At 64.7% G+C, this 16,877-nt stretch carries 18 protein-coding genes and 1 other RNA gene; 14 read left to right on the top strand and 5 right to left on the bottom strand.

Features of this window, described 5'->3' with window-relative positions:
* Positions 1-4: 4 nt before the first annotated feature.
* Entirely contained in the window at positions 5-1,060 is a 1,056-nt protein-coding gene (locus tag ACX9NE_RS04045; RefSeq protein ID WP_459360415.1) for an Acg family FMN-binding oxidoreductase, read from the bottom strand.
* 51 nt (positions 1,061-1,111) lie between these two features.
* Positions 1,112-1,429, bottom strand: a complete 318-nt coding sequence (locus tag ACX9NE_RS04040; protein ID WP_459360414.1) for a sulfatase-like hydrolase/transferase — start codon at positions 1,427-1,429, stop codon at positions 1,112-1,114.
* Between the two features lie 229 nt (positions 1,430-1,658).
* Between ACX9NE_RS04040 and ACX9NE_RS04035 the strand changes: the two genes are divergently transcribed.
* Together ACX9NE_RS04035 and ACX9NE_RS04030 are read left to right on the top strand one after the other, a co-directional pair.
* Entirely contained in the window at positions 1,659-1,862 is a 204-nt protein-coding gene (locus ACX9NE_RS04035; RefSeq protein ID WP_459360413.1) for a hypothetical protein, read from the top strand.
* A 10-nt stretch (positions 1,863-1,872) separates the two neighbouring features.
* The gene (locus ACX9NE_RS04030) at positions 1,873-3,462 is read left to right on the top strand and encodes an FAD-binding oxidoreductase (protein WP_459360412.1); all 1,590 of its coding nucleotides are present in this window, start codon (positions 1,873-1,875) and stop codon (positions 3,460-3,462) included.
* Positions 3,463-3,637: 175 nt separating this feature from the next.
* Here the strand turns inward: ACX9NE_RS04030 and ACX9NE_RS04025 are convergent, their stop codons facing one another.
* On the bottom strand, positions 3,638-4,996 hold the full coding sequence (locus ACX9NE_RS04025; protein WP_459360411.1) for an FAD-dependent oxidoreductase: 1,359 nt from the start codon (positions 4,994-4,996) through the stop codon (positions 3,638-3,640).
* Positions 4,997-5,038: 42 nt separating this feature from the next.
* Between ACX9NE_RS04025 and prfB the strand changes: the two genes are divergently transcribed.
* From prfB to smpB, 6 genes are all read left to right on the top strand, one after another.
* Positions 5,039-6,154: a peptide chain release factor 2 gene (gene prfB, locus ACX9NE_RS04020; protein ID WP_459360410.1), complete on the top strand. Its 1,116-nt coding sequence runs from the start codon at positions 5,039-5,041 to the stop codon at positions 6,152-6,154.
* Positions 6,144-7,130: a mechanosensitive ion channel family protein gene (locus ACX9NE_RS04015; protein WP_459360409.1), complete on the top strand. Its 987-nt coding sequence runs from the start codon at positions 6,144-6,146 to the stop codon at positions 7,128-7,130. Before prfB ends, ACX9NE_RS04015 begins: the two co-directional genes overlap by 11 nt.
* On the top strand, positions 7,127-7,591 hold the full coding sequence (locus tag ACX9NE_RS04010) for a hypothetical protein (RefSeq protein ID WP_459360408.1): 465 nt from the start codon (positions 7,127-7,129) through the stop codon (positions 7,589-7,591). The genes ACX9NE_RS04015 and ACX9NE_RS04010 overlap by 4 nt, the downstream gene beginning before the upstream one ends.
* A 44-nt stretch (positions 7,592-7,635) precedes the next feature.
* Positions 7,636-8,325 (top strand): cell division ATP-binding protein FtsE, encoded by a 690-nt coding sequence (ftsE, locus tag ACX9NE_RS04005; protein WP_459360618.1) that lies wholly within the window; start codon positions 7,636-7,638, stop codon positions 8,323-8,325.
* The gene (gene ftsX / locus ACX9NE_RS04000; RefSeq protein ID WP_459360407.1) at positions 8,326-9,219 is read left to right on the top strand and encodes a permease-like cell division protein FtsX; all 894 of its coding nucleotides are present in this window, start codon (positions 8,326-8,328) and stop codon (positions 9,217-9,219) included.
* 64 nt (positions 9,220-9,283) lie between these two features.
* Positions 9,284-9,763, top strand: coding sequence for an SsrA-binding protein SmpB (gene smpB / locus ACX9NE_RS03995; protein WP_459360406.1), 480 nt, complete (start codon positions 9,284-9,286; stop codon positions 9,761-9,763).
* 107 nt (positions 9,764-9,870) lie between these two features.
* Here smpB and ACX9NE_RS03990 read toward each other — a convergent pair whose 3' ends face one another.
* Positions 9,871-10,056: a hypothetical protein gene (locus tag ACX9NE_RS03990; protein ID WP_459360405.1), complete on the bottom strand. Its 186-nt coding sequence runs from the start codon at positions 10,054-10,056 to the stop codon at positions 9,871-9,873.
* Here ACX9NE_RS03990 and ACX9NE_RS03985 point away from each other — a divergent pair.
* The 6 genes from ACX9NE_RS03985 to ACX9NE_RS03960 all read left to right on the top strand — a co-directional run bounded on the left by ACX9NE_RS03985 (position 10,041) and on the right by ACX9NE_RS03960 (position 15,626).
* A complete protein-coding gene (locus ACX9NE_RS03985; RefSeq protein WP_459360404.1) occupies positions 10,041-10,574 on the top strand; it encodes an AAA family ATPase in 534 nt (177 codons plus the stop codon). The genes ACX9NE_RS03990 and ACX9NE_RS03985 overlap by 16 nt on opposite strands.
* Positions 10,484-10,684, top strand: coding sequence for a tetratricopeptide repeat protein (locus tag ACX9NE_RS03980; protein WP_459360638.1), 201 nt, complete (start codon positions 10,484-10,486; stop codon positions 10,682-10,684). Before ACX9NE_RS03985 ends, ACX9NE_RS03980 begins: the two co-directional genes overlap by 91 nt.
* A 339-nt stretch (positions 10,685-11,023) precedes the next feature.
* The gene (locus ACX9NE_RS03975; protein ID WP_459360403.1) at positions 11,024-11,869 is read left to right on the top strand and encodes a maleylpyruvate isomerase family mycothiol-dependent enzyme; all 846 of its coding nucleotides are present in this window, start codon (positions 11,024-11,026) and stop codon (positions 11,867-11,869) included.
* Between the two features lie 147 nt (positions 11,870-12,016).
* Positions 12,017-12,979: a ferritin-like domain-containing protein gene (locus tag ACX9NE_RS03970; RefSeq protein ID WP_459360402.1), complete on the top strand. Its 963-nt coding sequence runs from the start codon at positions 12,017-12,019 to the stop codon at positions 12,977-12,979.
* A gap of 158 nt (positions 12,980-13,137) precedes the next feature.
* Positions 13,138-13,505: a transfer-messenger RNA gene (gene ssrA, locus ACX9NE_RS03965) on the top strand.
* 885 nt (positions 13,506-14,390) lie between these two features.
* Complete coding sequence (locus ACX9NE_RS03960) at positions 14,391-15,626, top strand: IS110 family RNA-guided transposase (protein WP_459360401.1); 1,236 nt, start codon at positions 14,391-14,393, stop codon at positions 15,624-15,626.
* Positions 15,627-15,723: 97 nt separating this feature from the next.
* Here ACX9NE_RS03960 and ACX9NE_RS03955 read toward each other — a convergent pair whose 3' ends face one another.
* On the bottom strand, positions 15,724-16,515 hold the full coding sequence (locus ACX9NE_RS03955) for a phosphatidylethanolamine N-methyltransferase family domain-containing protein (protein WP_459360400.1): 792 nt from the start codon (positions 16,513-16,515) through the stop codon (positions 15,724-15,726).
* Positions 16,516-16,877: the final 362 nt, after the last annotated feature.

Genomic DNA, 16,877 nt, shown 5'->3' with positions numbered 1-16,877 from the left:
CGGTTCAACCTTTCGTGGGCGCGTGGCGGATCTCGAGGACGGCATCCAGCGGACGGCGTGGTGTGGGTGCGGGTAGCGGTTCCATGGCCGGCGTGATCCCGACGCGGATCAAGACCTGAGGTTCGCCGCGCCAGCCGATCAGATCTCGCACGATGTCGCGACTCTCCTCAGCTTCGATCAGGTGGGTCAAGGTGCAGGTCGCCATTCCGGCCATGGTGCATTCAAGGAGCACGCTGGAGAGTACTTCGCCGCAATTGAGCACGTCGGCCCTGGTGTCCTGCGGTGTCGAGAGTACGAGAATCTTCGACCAGTCCGTCGCGATTTCGGGCCGGCGCTGCTGGTGGCCGCGAACCGGGAATTCCCTGCCCACATCCACCCGCAAGCGCTCGGTGTCGGACGCCAGCGCGGATGGGGGCATACCCTCGGACAGCGCGAATGGCGAAGTCCACCAATCGAGTTCGGCGTGGTAGTGCACATCGTCGCGGCGCAATGCTTCGCTCAGCTGTGATGCCTCGACGAGCCTGAGACGTTGCTCGTCGGCCAAGACGTCCAGGGTCGCCAATTCCTCGTCGAGTGCGCTGCGCAGCCGTGGTTCGAAGTGGTCCCAGTACCTGGGGCGATCGAACGGCAGCCGATCTGTGTAGCGCTGCAGAATGGCTTCGGCCCGATGGCGCTGTGCCATGGTGACGTGATCGACCGGACGGAACCGCACGGTGGCCAGATGTGCGGGGTTCTCGGGGTGGGGGAGGCGGGTGATGCTGGCTTGCCAACCCGCCGCCGCCATGGCGACCTGGAGATGATGCAGGGTAGCGCCGCAACTGATGAGCGCGTCACGCCCGGAATGGTCGGTAGCACGGACGGTTCGGTTGCCGTCGGCGAAGAGGTGAATTGCGTCATGCTCGACGATCCAGCGCCACGGTTGGCTGTTGTGGATCGACGGCGCCCGGCAGGCCAGCGAGACTGCGCTCTTGACCGTCGCGACGTCCACGGCAAGGACGTTACGGTCGCCGGTGGCCGATCGGTAGGGACCTTGGTCATCCGGCGAAATGTCCTGTGTCATCACCGCTTCGCCGTGGGCGAAATCGGCTGTGCGGCAGAGCCTATCGGTTTGTCAGCTCCGAGAGTGGTCGGTGGCCCGTCGTAGTATCCGCGTGATGTCAGCAAGCAGGGGTGCGGAGAACGTAATAGTCTTCAAAGCGTTGAGACTATTGGCGCGCAATCGCGACGCGGAGCGCATCCTCAGGCGCGACGAGCAGAGCGCCGTTGTGTGAAATCTGTTGTAGCGCAGGCCACCAGTCGACAGCCGTTGGGCGACCGGCGTCTGGCATGGACCGCCGAAGGCGCTCGCCGCACCAAACCCGACATCGTCGAGCAGGATCAGCAGCACATTCGGCGCGCTGTTGGGGTCCTTGGCGTCATAGGTGATCAACCCGGTGCGAGCGCACTGGGGACCGGCAGAAGGGTACTCGATTCCTGCATGGTTCCTCTTTCGATTTGCGCGTCACCGCAGCGGCATCGCGACCTGACACTCGACCGGGTCAGACCCGGCGTCCCAACGCGAACAGCACGACTCTAGGGCCGGTCGATGACCCGCGGGCGCATCAGCGCAATAATGTGGCACCGCTTGCAATGCGCCCCGCACCTGGCATTCTGAACGGATGGCAGGCAACGAGTTGGACCCCATCCGGGCCAAGAGCGCTCTGGCAGTGATCAGGCAGAACCCGGGTATCGCGCTCTTCGCGGTGTCGCCGCTGATCGCGCTGGTGGCCGTCACCTGGTACTTCGCCGGCGCGGGGTGGGGAATCATCCTGGCCCTGGTGCTGCTGTTCGCCGGCGGGGCGCTCGTTCTCCGCAAGCGCTGACGCCGCCGCCATGCGTTCGTGGTGGGGCTGGGGCACGCTCGAACAGGCCCTCACAGAGCAGGAGACGAACGAGCTGGTGGCGCGGGTAGCGGCAATGCTGCCCGGCCACGACCTCACCGACCACCCCCCGCCGGACCCGAATGCGCTCGGGCTGCCGAGTCCGCGCATCACGCCGCCGTCGTCGCTGGCCTCGCTGTGCTCGCCCCAGGTGGTGGATCGGGCCGGACACGCTCGCGGCAAGGCTTTTCGGGATGTGGCGCGTAACCTGCAGGGGCGCCTCGACCATCTGCCAGATCTGATCGTGCGGCCGCGCCGCGAACAGGACGTCGTCGACGTACTCGATTGGTGTAGCCGCGAACGCGTCCCCGTGATTCCCTACGGCGGTGGCAGTTCCGTCGTCGGCGGTGTGGAGCCGCGCTTCGAGGAGCCCGCGGTCACCCTGGACGTCAGCGCGATGAGCTCGGTGATCGAAGTCGATCAGGTCAGCCGGGCCGCGCGGATCCAGGCCGGCGCGCTCGGGCCGTGGATTGAAGACCAGTTACGCAAACACAACCTGACACTGCGGCACTTCCCGCAGTCGTTTGCGTTCTCCAGTCTGGGTGGCTGGTTGGCCACCCGCGCCGGCGGGCACTTCGCCACTCTTTACACCCACATCGACGACCTGACCGAGTCGGTGCGGGTGGTCACTCCGGCCGGTGTCAGCGAATCCCGCCGGCTGCCCGGTTCGGGTGCGGGCCCCTCGCCCGACCGGCTGTTCGTCGGCTCCGAAGGGACCCTGGGCGTCATCACCGAGGCGTGGATGCGGTTGCAGTATCGCCCACGCTGGCAGGTCACGGCGTCGGTGGCGTTCGGCGCCTGGACCGACGCCGTAGCCGCGACGCGCACCATCGCGCAGGCCGGGCTCTTCCCGGCCAACTGCCGCCTGCTCGACCCTGCCGAGGCATTCCTGAACGCCGGCACGCCGGTCTCGGGTGGGCTGCTGGTACTGGCTTTCGAATCCGCGGACCATCCGATCGACCCGTGGCTGAACCGGGCGTTGGAGATCGCGGCCGAACACGGCGGTACGGTGGTCTCGCGGCGCAACCGCGAACCCGGCGGCGAAGCAATAGGAGACGATGCGACCGACGCGTCGACCAACTGGCGCTCGTCCTTCCTGCGTATGCCCTACCAACGAGATGCCTTGGTGCGCCGCGGTGTCATCGCCGAGACGTTCGAAACCGCTTGTACCTGGACCGGATTCGAGGAGCTGCATAAGGCGGTAACTGGTGCCGCCCGGGCCGCAATCGGGAAGGTGTGTGGCACCGGCGTGGTGACCTGTCGTTTCACCCACGTGTATCCCGATGGCCCCGCGCCCTATTACGGCATCTACGCCGCCGGGCGGTGGGGCTCTCTGGACACCCAGTGGGACGAGATGAAAGCCGCTGTCTCCGAAGCGATCAGCGCCACCGGCGGCACCATCACCCATCACCATGCCGTGGGTCGCGACCACCGTCCCTGGTATGACCGCCAGCGCCCCGACCCGTTCGCAAAGGCGCTTCGCGCGGCCAAACACGCGCTGGACCCGGCCGGGATCCTCAATCCCGGAGTGCTAATGGGATAGTGGCGGCCCGCTTCGCCCGGACCCGTCATTACGTGGCGACCTGCTGCGCCCGGGCCCGTCATTACGTGGCGACCTGCTGCGCCCGGGCCCGTCATTACGTGGCGACCCCTTCGCCCGGCTACGCCGCGCTTGCGATCGCCACGGCCGCGCTTGCGATCGCCACGTCGACCCGTGATCAGCCGTGCCCGACGTGCAGCAGTTTGGCGAGGTTGGGTAGCTTGACGCGAGGACGCCCGTGCGGCTCGCCGGCTGCCCGCTCGAATTGGTCGATGACTTCCCAGTGCGCGGACGTAATGACCTTGGGCTGGCGTTCGGTCAGCCAGTCAAAGAGCTTGTCGGCGTGGTCGTCGGGTAATTCCGCCGGCCGAGCGCCGGCCAGGTCGGCGATCAACGTGTCGACGGTCTCCTGGGAGTCGCTTTTGTTGGTGCCGATCACGCCGGTCGGCCCGCGCTTGATCCAGCCGACCACGTATTCGTTGCGACTGCCTTCGATGCGCCCGGCGGTGTTGGGGATTGTCCCGCGCCTTTCGTCGAACGGCAGGCCCGGGGTCGCAACCCCCCGATAACCGACTGAGCGGACGACCAGTTGCACCGGCAGTTCCTCGCGCTCGCCGGTGTCCTTGGCAGACACCCATCCGCTTTCGTCGGTGACCAGTTCGTTGCGTCCCAGAACGATGCTCTCGACGTGGTCTTCGCCTTTGATCTCCATCGGAGACGTCAGGAAGCGGAACACAATTCGCCGATGGCCGGGGCGCGGCTCACGCTGCGCGTACCCACGCAGCACCTTGATGTTCTGTTTGGTGGTCTTTCCCGCGGCTTCCGCATCCTCGTCGCTGATGCCCTCGAACTGAGCCGGGTCGACGATCACGTCAACCCCGTCGAGTTCGCCGAGTTCACGCAACTCCAGTGTGGTGAACGCCGTCTGCAGCGGACCCCGCCGGCCGATGATCACCACCTCCTCGACGCCGCGCGGACGCAGCGACTCCAGCGCGTGGTCGGCAATATCGGTGAGCGCCAGCACGTCGGGGTCGGTCACCAGAATGCGGGCGACATCGATCGCGACGTTGCCGTTGCCCACCACCACGGCCCGCGCCCCGGACAGGTTGGGTGTCTTCTCCTCGAAGTGCGGGTGCGCGTTGTACCAGCCAACGAAATCCACGGCGGAGATGCTTCCCTTCAGGTGCTCTCCGGGGATGTTCAGCGGCTTGTCCGACTGCGCGCCGACGGCGTAGACCACCGCGTCATAGCGTTCGGCGAGTTCGTGCGAGTGAACGTGTTCGCCCACCACCACGTTGCCGAAGAAGCGGAACCGGGGATCGGCGGCGGTCTTCTCGAACTGTTTGCTGATCGACTTGATCTTGGGGTGATCGGGCGCCACGCCGGAACGCACCAGCCCCCACGGAGTCGGCAGCATCTCCAGCATGTCGACGGCCACGTCGATGTCGTCGGAGGTGTCGGCCGCCTTGAGCAGGGATGCGGCGGCGAAGAAGCCCGACGGCCCGGAGCCGACGATGGCGACGTGATAGGGACGCATGTAGAAGGATGCTAGACGGTGGTGCCGGTAACGTTGTCGGCTGTGGAACCTGACCGTCAAGCAGATATCGCCGCCCTCGACTCCACCCTCACCACGGTGGAGCGGGTGCTTGACGTCGAGGGTCTGAAGGCCCGGATCGAGAAACTCGAGCAGGAAGCGTCCGATCCCAACCTGTGGGACGACCAGGCCCGCGCGCAGAAGGTGACCAGCGAGCTGTCCCACACCCAGGGCGAATTGCGCCGGGTCGAGGAGTTGCGCAGTCGCCTCGACGACCTGCCGGTGCTGTACGAAATGGCCGCCGAGGAAGAAGGGCCTTCGGGGGAGGCCGCTCTGGCCGAAGCCGACGCCGAGTTGAAGGCGCTGCGCGCCGACATCGAGGCCACCGAAGTGCGCACTTTGCTGTCCGGCGAGTACGACGAACGTGAGGCATTGGTCACAATCCGCTCTGGAGCGGGCGGAGTCGACGCGGCCGACTGGGCCGAGATGCTGATGCGGATGTACATCCGCTGGGCTGAGCAGCACAAGTACCCCGTCGAGGTGTTCGACACGTCCTACGCCGAAGAGGCTGGCATCAAAAGCGCGACGTTCGCCGTGCACGCGCCGTTCGCCTACGGCACTCTGTCGGTGGAACAGGGCACCCACCGGCTGGTGCGGATCAGCCCGTTCGACAACCAAAGCCGACGTCAGACGTCGTTCGCGGAGGTCGAGGTGCTCCCGGTGGTGGAGACCACCGACCACATCGAAATCCCGGAGGGGGATCTGCGCGTGGACGTCTACCGCTCGAGCGGTCCCGGCGGCCAGTCGGTCAACACCACTGACTCTGCGGTTCGACTTACCCACATCCCAACGGGTATCGTCGTGACTTGCCAGAACGAGAAGTCGCAACTGCAGAACAAAGTTTCAGCGTTACGAGTGCTTCAGGCAAAGTTGTTGGAGCGCAAGCGTTCCGAAGAACGCGCGGAGCTGGACGCCTTGAAAGGTGACGGCGGCAGCTCCTGGGGAAACCAAATGCGGTCCTATGTGCTGCACCCCTATCAGATGGTCAAGGATCTGCGCACCGAGTACGAGGTGGGCAACCCGGCGGCCGTCCTGGACGGAGACATCGACGGGTTCCTGGAAGCCGGGATCCGGTGGCGCAACAGAAAAGATGACGACTAATAACACTGCGTTCAGCGTGAAAGACATCGCCTCTGCCGCGCAGCGATGGCACGACTTTTGGCGTGGCCCGCTGGGGGAATGGATCATCACCCGGGGGCTGCGCGTCGCCATGCTGGTGATCGCCGCGGTGCTGGCGGCCCGCTTCGTCAGCTGGGTGGCTCAGCGGATCACCGTGTCACTCGACGAAGGTTTCGCCGAGAGCGATGCGTTGGTGCGTTCGGAGGCGACCAAACACCGTCAGGCCGTCGCCTCGGTGATCAGGTGGGTCTCGATCGTGTTCATCGCGATCATGGTGATGATGCAGATCGCCGACGTTCTGCAGTTCTCCGTAGGTGGTCTGGTCGCGCCGGCCACCGTCGTCGGGGCCGCCTTGGGTTTCGGTGCCCAGCAGCTGGTCAAAGACCTGCTGTCCGGATTCTTCATCATTGTTGAGCGCCAATACGGTTTCGGTGACCTGGTGAAGCTGACCATCCAGGGTTCGACGACCGACGCCGTTGGCACCGTGGAGAACGTGACACTGCGGGTGACCAGGCTCCGGTCGGCGGACGGTGAGGTGTTCACCGTCCCCAACGGGCAGATCGTCAAGTCGGTCAACCTCTCCAAGGACTGGGCGCGCGCCGTGGTCGACATCCCGGTATCCACCAACGCCGACCTCAACCGGGTCAACGTGGTTTTGCACCAGGAATGCGAGAACGCGCAGAACAACCCGCTATTGGGCGAGCTGCTGCTGGATTCGCCCACGGTGATGGGTGTGGAGAGCATCGAGGTCGAAACCGTCACGCTGCGCCTGGTGGCCCGCACGCTCCCCGGCAAGCAGTTCGAGGCCGGCCGGTTGCTGCGCGTCCTCGTCATCCGCGCGCTGGCCCGGGCCGGCATCGTGACCGCGGCCGACGCAACCGTCGGTGTCGTCGACGACGCGGGCATCCCTGCGCCCGACGAGCCGACTGACGCCGACACATCGGTGCCGCAGCGATGAAAAAGATCGAACTCAACCTGCTGCAGAAGATCCGTGAGAGCCGGGAGCCGCGCACGCCGAGCCATCTGTTCGGGGGTCGCGTCCGCACCTCCACGGTGGTGCTGATCGTGGCGTTCCTGGCGCTGTGGTGGACCTACTCCACCTACCGCCCGCGCCCGGAACCGCCGCGCAGCAATACGCCGCCTGGCCAGGTGGTGCCGCCAGGGTTCGTCCCCGACCCGGACTACACATGGGTGCCGCGCACCCGGGTGCAGCAGCCGGCCACGACGACGCCGCGGCCGACGCCCACGTCCGCGACGACGCCACCCCCAACGACGACCACAACGCCGTCGCCGACGACCACAACGACACCGGGGTTGCCGTGCCTGCTGCCGCCACCCTTCTGCCCGGCTACCACGACCCCGACCACACCGCAGCCCGGGCCCGGACCATCGCCCAGCACCATGCCCCCGGCGGGTTGAGTTTCGCCCCCCGGCGAACCACCCCGCTACACTGGCGTGCCGTGATGATCACCCTGGAACATGTCACCAAGCAGTACAAATCGTCGGCACGTCCGGCCTTGGATGACATCAACGTCAAAATCGACAAGGGTGAGTTCGTCTTTCTCATCGGTCCGTCGGGCTCGGGTAAGTCGACGTTCATGCGGCTGCTGCTGGCCGCGGAGAATCCCACCAGCGGTGACATCCGGGTGTCGAAGTTTCACGTCAACAAGCTGCGTGGGCGCAACGTGCCCAAGCTGCGTCAGGTGATGGGCTGCGTTTTCCAGGACTTCCGGTTGTTGCAGCAAAAGACGGTCTACGACAACGTCGCCTTCGCGCTGGAGGTCATCGGCCGCCGCTCCGACGCGATCAACCGGGTCGTTCCCGAGGTGCTCGAGACGGTCGGGCTGTCGGGCAAGGCCAACCGGTTGCCGCACGAACTGTCCGGCGGCGAGCAGCAGCGGGTTGCCATCGCCCGCGCGTACGTCAACCGGCCCCTGGTTCTGCTGGCCGACGAGCCCACCGGCAACCTCGACCCAGACACCAGTAAGGACATCATGGATTTGTTGGAGCGGATCAACCGCAGCGGGACCACGGTGTTGATGGCCACCCATGACCATCACATCGTGGACGCGATGCGCCAGCGCGTGGTCGAGTTGTCGCTGGGCAGGCTGGTTCGCGACGAGCAGCGCGGCGTCTACGGGATGGATCGCTGAGTGCGCGCCGGATTCCTCCTCAACGAGGTCGTCACCGGCCTTCGTCGCAACGTCACCATGACGGTCGCGATGATCCTGACGACCGCGATCTCCATCGGCCTGTTCGGCGGCGGCCTATTGGTGGTGCGACTGGCCGACAACTCGCGGGCCATCTACCTCGACCGCGTCGAAACGCAGGTGTACCTCACCGAGGACGTATCAGCCAACGACCCCACCTGCAATGGCGACATATGCAAGGCGCTGCGGAACAAGATCGAAGGTCGCCAAGACGTCAAATCGGTGCGGTTCATCAACCAGCAGGACGCCTACGCCGACGCGATCAAGAAATTTCCCGAGTTCAAGGATGTCGCCGGCAAAGACTCGTTCCCGGCCTCGTTCATCGTCAAGCTCAACAATCCCGACCAGCACGCCGAGTTCGCGGCCGCGATGGAGGGCCAGCCGGGAGTGCGCGGCATCCTCAACGAGAAGCAACTGATCGACCGGTTGTTCGCGGTGCTCGACGGGTTGAGTAAAGCCGCCTTCGCTGTCGCGCTGGTGCAGGCCATCGGGGCGATTCTGCTTATCGCCAACATGGTGCAGGTGGCCGCGTACACGCGCCGCACCGAGATCGGCATCATGCGACTGGTCGGGGCCAGTCGCTGGTACACGCAACTGCCGTTCCTGGTGGAAGCGGTGCTGGCCGCGACGATCGGCGTCGTGATTGCGATCGTCGGCTTGATACTGGTGCGGGCCTTGTTCCTGGAAGGCGCGCTGAGCCAGTTTTATCAGGCCCATTTGATCGCCAAAGTCGACTATGCCGACATCATCTACATCTCGCCTATTCTGTTGCTGCTCGGCGTCGCGATGTCGGGATTGACGGCGTACGCGACGCTACGCCTTTACATACGGCGGTAGCGGTGGCGAGTAAGCCGCGCGGCGACGATGCGGGCCGCCCCGCGGCCCGAGGAGGAGCCGCGCAATGAAGCCGCGCAAAGACGGCAGACAGATCATCGCCAGCAATCGCAAGGCCCGGCACAACTACGCGATCATCGACGTCTTCGAGGCGGGCATCGCGCTGCAGGGCACCGAGGTCAAGAGTCTGCGCGAGGGACACGCGTCGCTGGTCGACGCGTTCGCCACCGTCGACGACGGCGAGATCTGGCTGCGCAACGTGCACATCCCGGAATACCGGCACGGCAGCTGGACCAACCACGAGCCGCGACGCAACCGCAAGCTGCTGTTGCACCGCCGCCAGATCGACACCCTGATCGGCAAGATCCGCGAGGGCAACTTCGCCCTGGTGCCGCTGTCAATGTACTTCTTTGAAGGCAAGGTCAAGGTCGAGCTGGCGTTGGCCCGCGGTAAGCAAGCGCACGACAAGCGGCAGGACATGGCGAAGCGCGACGCACAGCGTGAAGTGATCAGGGAACTGGGTCGCCGGGCCAAGGGCATGGGCTGATGACCGAGGACCCGGTCATCCGGGGGAGCTTTCGGCTGCGGTCGAGCGCAGCCCCGATGTCGTCGAGTTCCGGTACACCTGGCGCGGTTGCTGCCGGACAAGGGTCGCTACGCCGAGGGCCTCGGGCATTGCAGCGCGGCGCTGACGCTCGACGCCGTCAATACCGACGCGTTGAGCTTGTTGGCGCGCTGTAGCTCGGCGTTGGTGGCGGGCGGACCGGCCGAGCCGCAGTTCGATTGGTCCAGCGCCGAGCAACAGGTCGCCGACATCATCCCGGATGCGGGAAAACCCACATCGCCAAAGCGATCTCCGGGTAGTTGGGGCCAGCTTCTACCAGGTGGTGATCGCTGACGTGCTGCACCGCTGGTTGGGGGAGAGTGAGCGCTGCATCCGCTCGGTGTTCGACAGCGCCCGGCGTGACGCGCCCTGTGTGCTGTTCTTCAACGAGGTCGACGAGCTGGGGCAGCGCCGTTCGGCGCTGAGTGGCAGTTCCGGGATGCGCACGGCGGTCAACGCGCTGCTCGAAGAACTCGATTCGGCCGTGTCAGTCAACGATGCGTCCCCAGTGCCGGGCTGTGGTTCGAAACCGCGCGCAACGTCGTCGAGTCCGCAAACCACGACGGCAGCTATGACGAACTGGCGAAATACCTGCGCCGCAGGAAGATTCGGTAATGACGCCAGCCGGCCCCGACCCGGTGGTCGAGGCCATTGTGGTTGCCGATGCCTACATCGAGTTCGAAGAACTACCAGCGCGCACGAGAGGTGCTGCGCCGGGTGCTGGCCGAACATCCCTGCGATCCTTTGCTGTTAGCGCACAACGCCCGCGCCGAGTACCTGCTCGGCGACCACGCGCAAGCCGCTTCGAGTGCCGACGCGGCTTTGTCTGCCGCCCCGCACGACGAGCTCGCGATGCGGATCTAGGCACTGTCGCTGGATGGCCTGGCGGACGGTGACGTCACACCCGAATGAGCCTCTGGCACAACGCCTATACGCCAGGGTGCTGCAGAAGGCAACCCCTTCCGCGACGCGTTGAACGAGGTCGACGAGGCGCTGCGGCTCGGCCCGACGGACGTCGACACACTGGTGTTACGCGGTGCTATCCTGCACGATCTCGGCTGGATCGCGGAGTCCCCAGCGGCATATCAGCAGGCGCTGTCGCCGAGCCCGGCAACGCCGCAGCCCTCAACAACCTGGACGTCAGCGGACTGATCATTGTGCGTATCGGACTGATCTTCTAATGCCGGCGCTAGGATCCGATCCATGGCCGACCGTCCCGTAACCCTGCTCGACAAATCCGACGTGCTGGCGGGTCTGTTCGCCGTCTGGGACGACCTCGATGCGTTGCTCGGTGGTTTGAGCGAGGCAGACTGGGAGACGCCGAGCGCTTTGGCCGGCTGGGACGTCAAGGCCGTGGTGTCGCACATCATTGGCACCGAGTCTTTTCTGCAGGGTGTCAGCCCGCCTGAACCGGACATCGACGTCAAGGCGCTCGACCACGTGCGCAACGACATCGGCGTGATGAACGAGTGTTGGGTCCGCCATCTCAGTGGTGAGCCGGGTGCCCAGGTGCTGGCGAAGTTCCGCGAGGTCACCGCGACGCGTCGAAAAATCTTGGTGGCCATGTCCGACGACGAGTGGAACGCGGTGTCGTTCACCCCGGCCGGGCCGGACAGCTACGGACGGTTCATGCGTATCCGGGTGTTCGACTGCTGGATGCACGAGCAGGATATCCGGATCGGGTTGCAGCGCCCGTCGTCCGACGACGACTTGGCCGGACCGGCCCTGCGGTTGTCGTTGGACGAGGTCGAAACTTCGATGGGATTCGTCGTCGGCAAGCTGGCGAAAGCGCCCGACGGGTCACGCGTCCTGTTCGATCTCACCGGCCCGGCGGCGCGCGAGATCCGGGTGAGCGTCGACGGCCGGGCCCAGCTGGTCGACGAGTTCGGCGACGCGCAGCCGACGGCCACCATCAGCGTGGACGCGTTGCAGTTCACCCGGTTGGCCGGCGGACGTCCACTATGCCCCGCACGCAGCCAGGACATCGAACTCGACGGTGACAAAGAGTTGGCGGGCCGGATCGTCGAGCGCCTTAACTTCGTTATCTGACAACTCATTTCGCGCACGATGTACGTCAGAGCGACATAAGTCACAACTATTGCGTGGATGTTGACTTGGCAGCCCAGATGGGTAGCCGACAGTTACGGGCGCTGCCTGCGCCGAGCCAATCACAAGACTCAAGGAGGGCATTCAGTAATGACTGCACCGGACACGACCAGACTGCTCGCGCAGCTTCGTACTTTGCTGGACCTGACCAACACCGAGATCCAGATCGCGGAAACCCGGGTGGTGCAGGCCCGCACCGAGGCGGTACGCCGCGAGCTGACCCAGAACGCGGAAAACGGGCGCGAGCGAGCCGAAGCCATTCAGGCGCAGATCCGCGAGCTGGGCGGCTACCCGGACGTGATCGGCCCGTTCCTGGGACGTGCGGCTGCAGCTGTCAAAGCGCTGACCGAGCAGGCCGAACCGTTCGACGAGGCACTGCTGGGTGATCTTGCGCTGGAAGATCAGTTGCTGGATCGCGCGCGTTACACCAGGGCCCTGGCGATCGCCGCCAAGAACAAGGACGTCGAACGCTTGGCCGACCGCCTGATCACCGCGCACACCGCGACGGTGGAGTGGCTGACCACCGTGCTTGCCGAGGACGCGCTCGGCGGTCCTGCGGCGCTGCGTCGCACTCCGGTTCAGGTAGCCGCCGGCACCGCGGTGAAGCTGGTCAACCTGCCGGTCACCTGGTCGGCCCGCGGAATCGACCGCGCCGTCGAGAGCCTGCGCAGCGCCGGTCCCGCGTTCAAGGAGCTGGTCGAGCGCGGTGGAAACGCCGGCGAGATCGCAGCCAAGGCCCTCTCCGCCTCGCAGAACGCCGCGTTGCGGGCCGCGGAGCGCGTCACCCGCAGCGAGGGCGCGGACAACGCGGCCGACGCGCTGCACGAGGGACGCGAGTCGGTGGGCGTCCTGGACGCCAGCGAGCTGCCGATCAAGAACTACGACGAGCTGAACATCGGCGACGCCGTAGCCGCGATCAAGGACCTCACCTCTCCTCGGGACGTCCGCGTGATGATCGCCTACGAGGAGGCGCACAAGGATCGCCAGCGGATCGTCTCGGCTGCGCAGACCCGCGTCGCCGCCATCGCGAAAGAGGCTGTCGGTATCAGCTAGCCAGCGCCGCTGTAACCAACCGAGTGCCCCCGGGGAGCGATTGGACCGGGGGTACTCGGCTGTGTGGGGAAGATAAATGCGTTGCCGCTCGTTGGTAGGGGCGTACCATGGGTTGTCCTGCCGGAAAGTCGGCAGGGATGCTCGAAGAATAAAGACAAGGGGCTGAACGGTTTCGACTTCGCGCATCGAATCAAGGGAAGCGTGCCGGTGCAGGCAAGAGACCACCGTAAGCGTCGTTGCAACCATATAAGCGCCGATTCACATCAGCGCGACTACGCTCTCGCTGCCTAAGCGACGGCTAGTCTGTCGGACCGGGAACGCCCTCGCCCCGGACCCCGGCATCAGCTAGAGGGATCAACCGATGAGTTCGGTCGCGGGACTCATCGGGACACCAACAGCGACTGGGATCGTCATCCTGGCTAGTTCGTGTGACCAGGAGATCCGAGCAGAGACATAGCGGACTGCGCACGGAGAAGCCTTGAGGGAATGCCGTAGGACCCGGGTTCGATTCCCGGCAGCTCCACCGAGAAGATGCTGGTCAGAGTCAGAAGCTCTGGCCAGTTTTCTTTTCGCCGGCTGTGGCTGACTACCCTCCAGCAGAGTTCATCGTGATAAGGGCTCTGGATAAAGTAGTGCCCATGATTTACCGCCTTGCTATCGGGATGCTCGCCGCTTTGGCGGTGGTGATCATCGTTCCTGCACAGGGCCATGCCGATCCGCCGACGAAGTGTTTAACCAACACGCCCAAAGGCAAGCAGGTCTACGTGCCCTGCGATCTACTCAACGCCGGCGCCAATTTCCCGCCGGGGCAGCGGTGCCCTCTACCGCTCGAGCAGTACCCGAAAGATGTGCAGGACTGGTGTGGCGAAGGCCCAGGCCTTGCGAGTCCCACGTCCACGAGTCCTGCGAGCCCGACAAGTCCTACGAGCCCGACAGGTCCTACGAACACGACCGGTCCCACGAGTGCGACAAGTCGTACAAGCCCGACCAATCCGACGAACCCGGCCAGTCCTACGAGTCCTGCGAGCCCAGGTAGTAGATCGTGAGCATTGACGCCGCCAAGACCCCCGAAAACATAACCGCAGGCAAAAGACGTACTGAACGGGGGGACCGAACTGGAACGAACCGGCAGTTCAGCAATACTGCGCCCGCGTACGTGCGCACCTTGGTGCGCGAAGATTGGCCCTGGTTGCTGTTGCCAGCGGTGCTGATGGGGGAGACTGGTGGGGTTCGTCGTGGTGACCCCGATTGCCTCTGTGGTGCCTTGAGCCTGTAGTTCAGCATGGTGGCGGAGGGCTCCCACGGGAACCGTGGATTGGTGCCTTCGAGCCCGAGCGTCAGACTTTTCGAATCTCCCTGCCCTCCCCACGACGGACATCCACAGGTGTGCGCGTGGGAAGGGAGAAGCACCGTGGAAGTGGTTCATGCTCGTTGTGCCGGGCTGGATATCTCGAAGAAAGACGCCAAAGTGTGCGTGCGGGTCGCCGGTGCTGGGCGCCGCAAGACCGTCGAGACGGTCACCACGTGGAGCTCAATGACGAGACAGGTCCTGGCGCTGCGTGAGCATCTGATCGCCGAGCGGATCACCTGTGCGGTGATGGAAGCCACGAGCGACTACTGGAAGCCGTTCTACTACCTGTTGCAGGACGCGGGATTCGATGTGCTGCTGGTGAATTCACGGCACGTGAAGAACCTGCCAGGACGCAAGACCGATGTCGCCGACGCAACCTGGCTGGCCCAACTCGGGGCGCACGGTCTGGTACGCGGCTCGTTTGTGCCCCCCGAGCCGATCCGGCAGCTTCGTGATCTGACTCGGGCGCGCACGGCGATCACCCGGGAACGATCGCGCGAGGTACAGCGGCTGGAGAAGCTGCTCGAAGACGCCGGGATCAAGCTGTCCGCGGTTGCCTCCGACATTCTCGGCGTGTCGGGGCGCGCCATGCTGGAGTCACTGATCGCCGGCAGCCGCGACCCCGCCGCACTCGCCGATCTGGCCAAACGCCGGCTGCGGTCCAAGATCCCCGCATTGACCGAGGCGTTAACTGGTCGGTTCACCCAGCATCACGCGTTCTTGGCCCGAGTCCACCTGGACCTGATCGACCAGCACACCGCAGCCATCGGGGAGATCACCACCCGCATCGAGGAGACGATTGCGCCCTTTCAAGGGTTTCGCGACCTGATCTGCACCATCCCGGGCATCAGCACCCTAACCGCCGACGTCGTCATCGCCGAGACTGGCGCCGACATGACCCGCTTCCCAACCGCAGATCAGCTCGCGTCATGGGCCGGCACCACCCCGGGAAATAACGAATCCGCCGGCAAGGTCAAGTCGAGCAGAACACGCCCGGGCAACCCCTACCTGCAAGGGGCGCTCGGCGCCGCCGCAATGGCCTGCGCCCAAAACCCGCGCACCTACCTCGGCGCCCGCTACCGACGAATCGCCTCACGCCGCGGACCTCAAAAGGCCAACGTCGCGATCCAGCACTCAATGCTGATCGCCATCTGGCACATGGGAACAAACGGCTGCCTATACGACGATCCAGGCGCCGACTACTTCAACCGACTCCACCCCGACCGAGCAAAAACCCGGGCCGTCCACCAACTCGAGGCCATGGGCTACCAGGTCACCCTTAGCCACGCCAGTTGATCACAGACCTCACGCAAATCTTCGCGTCAGAGCCCAAAATGACTGGCGGAGAAGCGGTTTCGATTCCGGCAGCTCTGCCACACAAGTTTTTTCCTGATCAGATCACTCCGGGTAGCAACGCTTTTCGCTCGGGCGGGTATTCGGGAAATTTTTCCTGGTACCACTTGTGAGTGGCGAACGCCCGCGGGATCAGATTGCCTGCCGTGATCAGAAAAATTACCACTCCGGCGAGCGACCAGGTCAGCAGTGCAAACCCGGCCCACGCGATCAGCTCGCCCAGGTATGCGGGGCTGGTGACGAACCGGAACCCCCCGCCGTACGGGATCTTGTACTCGGTTGTGCCCGGGTTCGCCTTGTCGCGCAGGTTGCGCACGATCGACTCCGACCGGACCAGCAGGATGAATCCGCCTAGGTAAACAATCACCCCGATGAGAAATCGTGGATCGGCCAACCAATCGGCGCCGTACTGATGCTTGTAGTCGTGGCTGAAGAATGAGCCATTGAGGTAGCCGTGCATCGTGGTGATCACCATTCCAAAGGCGAGCACGACGATGTTGAAGCTGCCGCGTTTGCCTGGCACCTGTCTGATCGACAGCGGGAAGAACCAGCCCCGGTTGCCGTAATGCATCAGCCAGATGGCCGCGAGTACGAGCGGCGTAGCGTCGAATCGGCGCGGCCCGGTGAGGTAGAAAATTGCGAACACCACGGTTGCGGGTATTTCCATCAGCCACCAGCCGAGCTTCGGATTGAGGCGCACCCCGCGCGCCGTAGCGCCGAATCGGCCGTAAGGACTCTGCCGGAACAAACCGCCGATGATCACCAATGACGCGATGACCAGACCTATCGTCACAACGGTGTCATAAGTGGTGTTGCCGGTGTACCAGTTCATCAAGCTCCCTTCGAGAGCTGACATCTTCGAGCATGTCGAGCGATAACGCGTGCCGCAGAAGAACAACTTCTATCAGTACGCGATCAGTAGGGCGTGTGAGGGACTGTATTGCGCCGCTGCCTACCAGCAGAAGTCGCACGAATCCTCTTTGACGGGAGGCGGATTGTGTCTGTCCCACACATCGCTCGGTAGGCGGCCCTGGTACGGAACGTTGCCGGCCGAGTTGCGGACCCAGTACCAGGTGTGGCAGACAATCATGTCCCATCCGTAGGCAACTCCTGGTCCGGACGACATGTCGTAGCGGGAGTACACCATCGAGTTGCCTGGGCACCACGTATGCGGTGGTAGGGGTCCCGCCTGGG

The sequence above is a fragment of the Mycobacterium sp. ML4 genome (genome assembly GCF_054515735.1).
This window is presented reverse-complemented; position numbering and strand designations above follow the sequence as displayed.

Excerpts from the sequence above, each read along its gene's own strand:
- ACX9NE_RS04025 (WP_459360411.1), bottom strand. The coding sequence starts at position 4,996 with ATGCGTCCCTATCACGTCGCCATCGTCGGCTCCGGGCCGTCGGGCTTC.
- ftsE (WP_459360618.1), top strand. The coding sequence starts at position 7,636 with ATGATCACCCTGGAACATGTCACCAAGCAGTACAAATCGTCGGCACGT.
- ACX9NE_RS03955 (WP_459360400.1), bottom strand. The coding sequence starts at position 16,515 with ATGAACTGGTACACCGGCAACACCACTTATGACACCGTTGTGACGATA.
- ACX9NE_RS04035 (WP_459360413.1), top strand. The coding sequence starts at position 1,659 with ATGGCAGGCAACGAGTTGGACCCCATCCGGGCCAAGAGCGCTCTGGCA.
- ACX9NE_RS03980 (WP_459360638.1), top strand. The coding sequence starts at position 10,484 with ATGCCTACATCGAGTTCGAAGAACTACCAGCGCGCACGAGAGGTGCTG.
- smpB (WP_459360406.1), top strand. The coding sequence starts at position 9,284 with ATGAAGCCGCGCAAAGACGGCAGACAGATCATCGCCAGCAATCGCAAG.
- ACX9NE_RS03975 (WP_459360403.1), top strand. The coding sequence starts at position 11,024 with ATGGCCGACCGTCCCGTAACCCTGCTCGACAAATCCGACGTGCTGGCG.
- ACX9NE_RS04045 (WP_459360415.1), bottom strand. The coding sequence starts at position 1,060 with ATGACACAGGACATTTCGCCGGATGACCAAGGTCCCTACCGATCGGCC.
- ACX9NE_RS04010 (WP_459360408.1), top strand. The coding sequence starts at position 7,127 with ATGAAAAAGATCGAACTCAACCTGCTGCAGAAGATCCGTGAGAGCCGG.
- ACX9NE_RS03970 (WP_459360402.1), top strand. The coding sequence starts at position 12,017 with ATGACTGCACCGGACACGACCAGACTGCTCGCGCAGCTTCGTACTTTG.
- ACX9NE_RS04030 (WP_459360412.1), top strand. The coding sequence starts at position 1,873 with ATGCGTTCGTGGTGGGGCTGGGGCACGCTCGAACAGGCCCTCACAGAG.
- ACX9NE_RS03985 (WP_459360404.1), top strand. The coding sequence starts at position 10,041 with ATGCGGGAAAACCCACATCGCCAAAGCGATCTCCGGGTAGTTGGGGCC.
- ACX9NE_RS04015 (WP_459360409.1), top strand. The coding sequence starts at position 6,144 with ATGACGACTAATAACACTGCGTTCAGCGTGAAAGACATCGCCTCTGCC.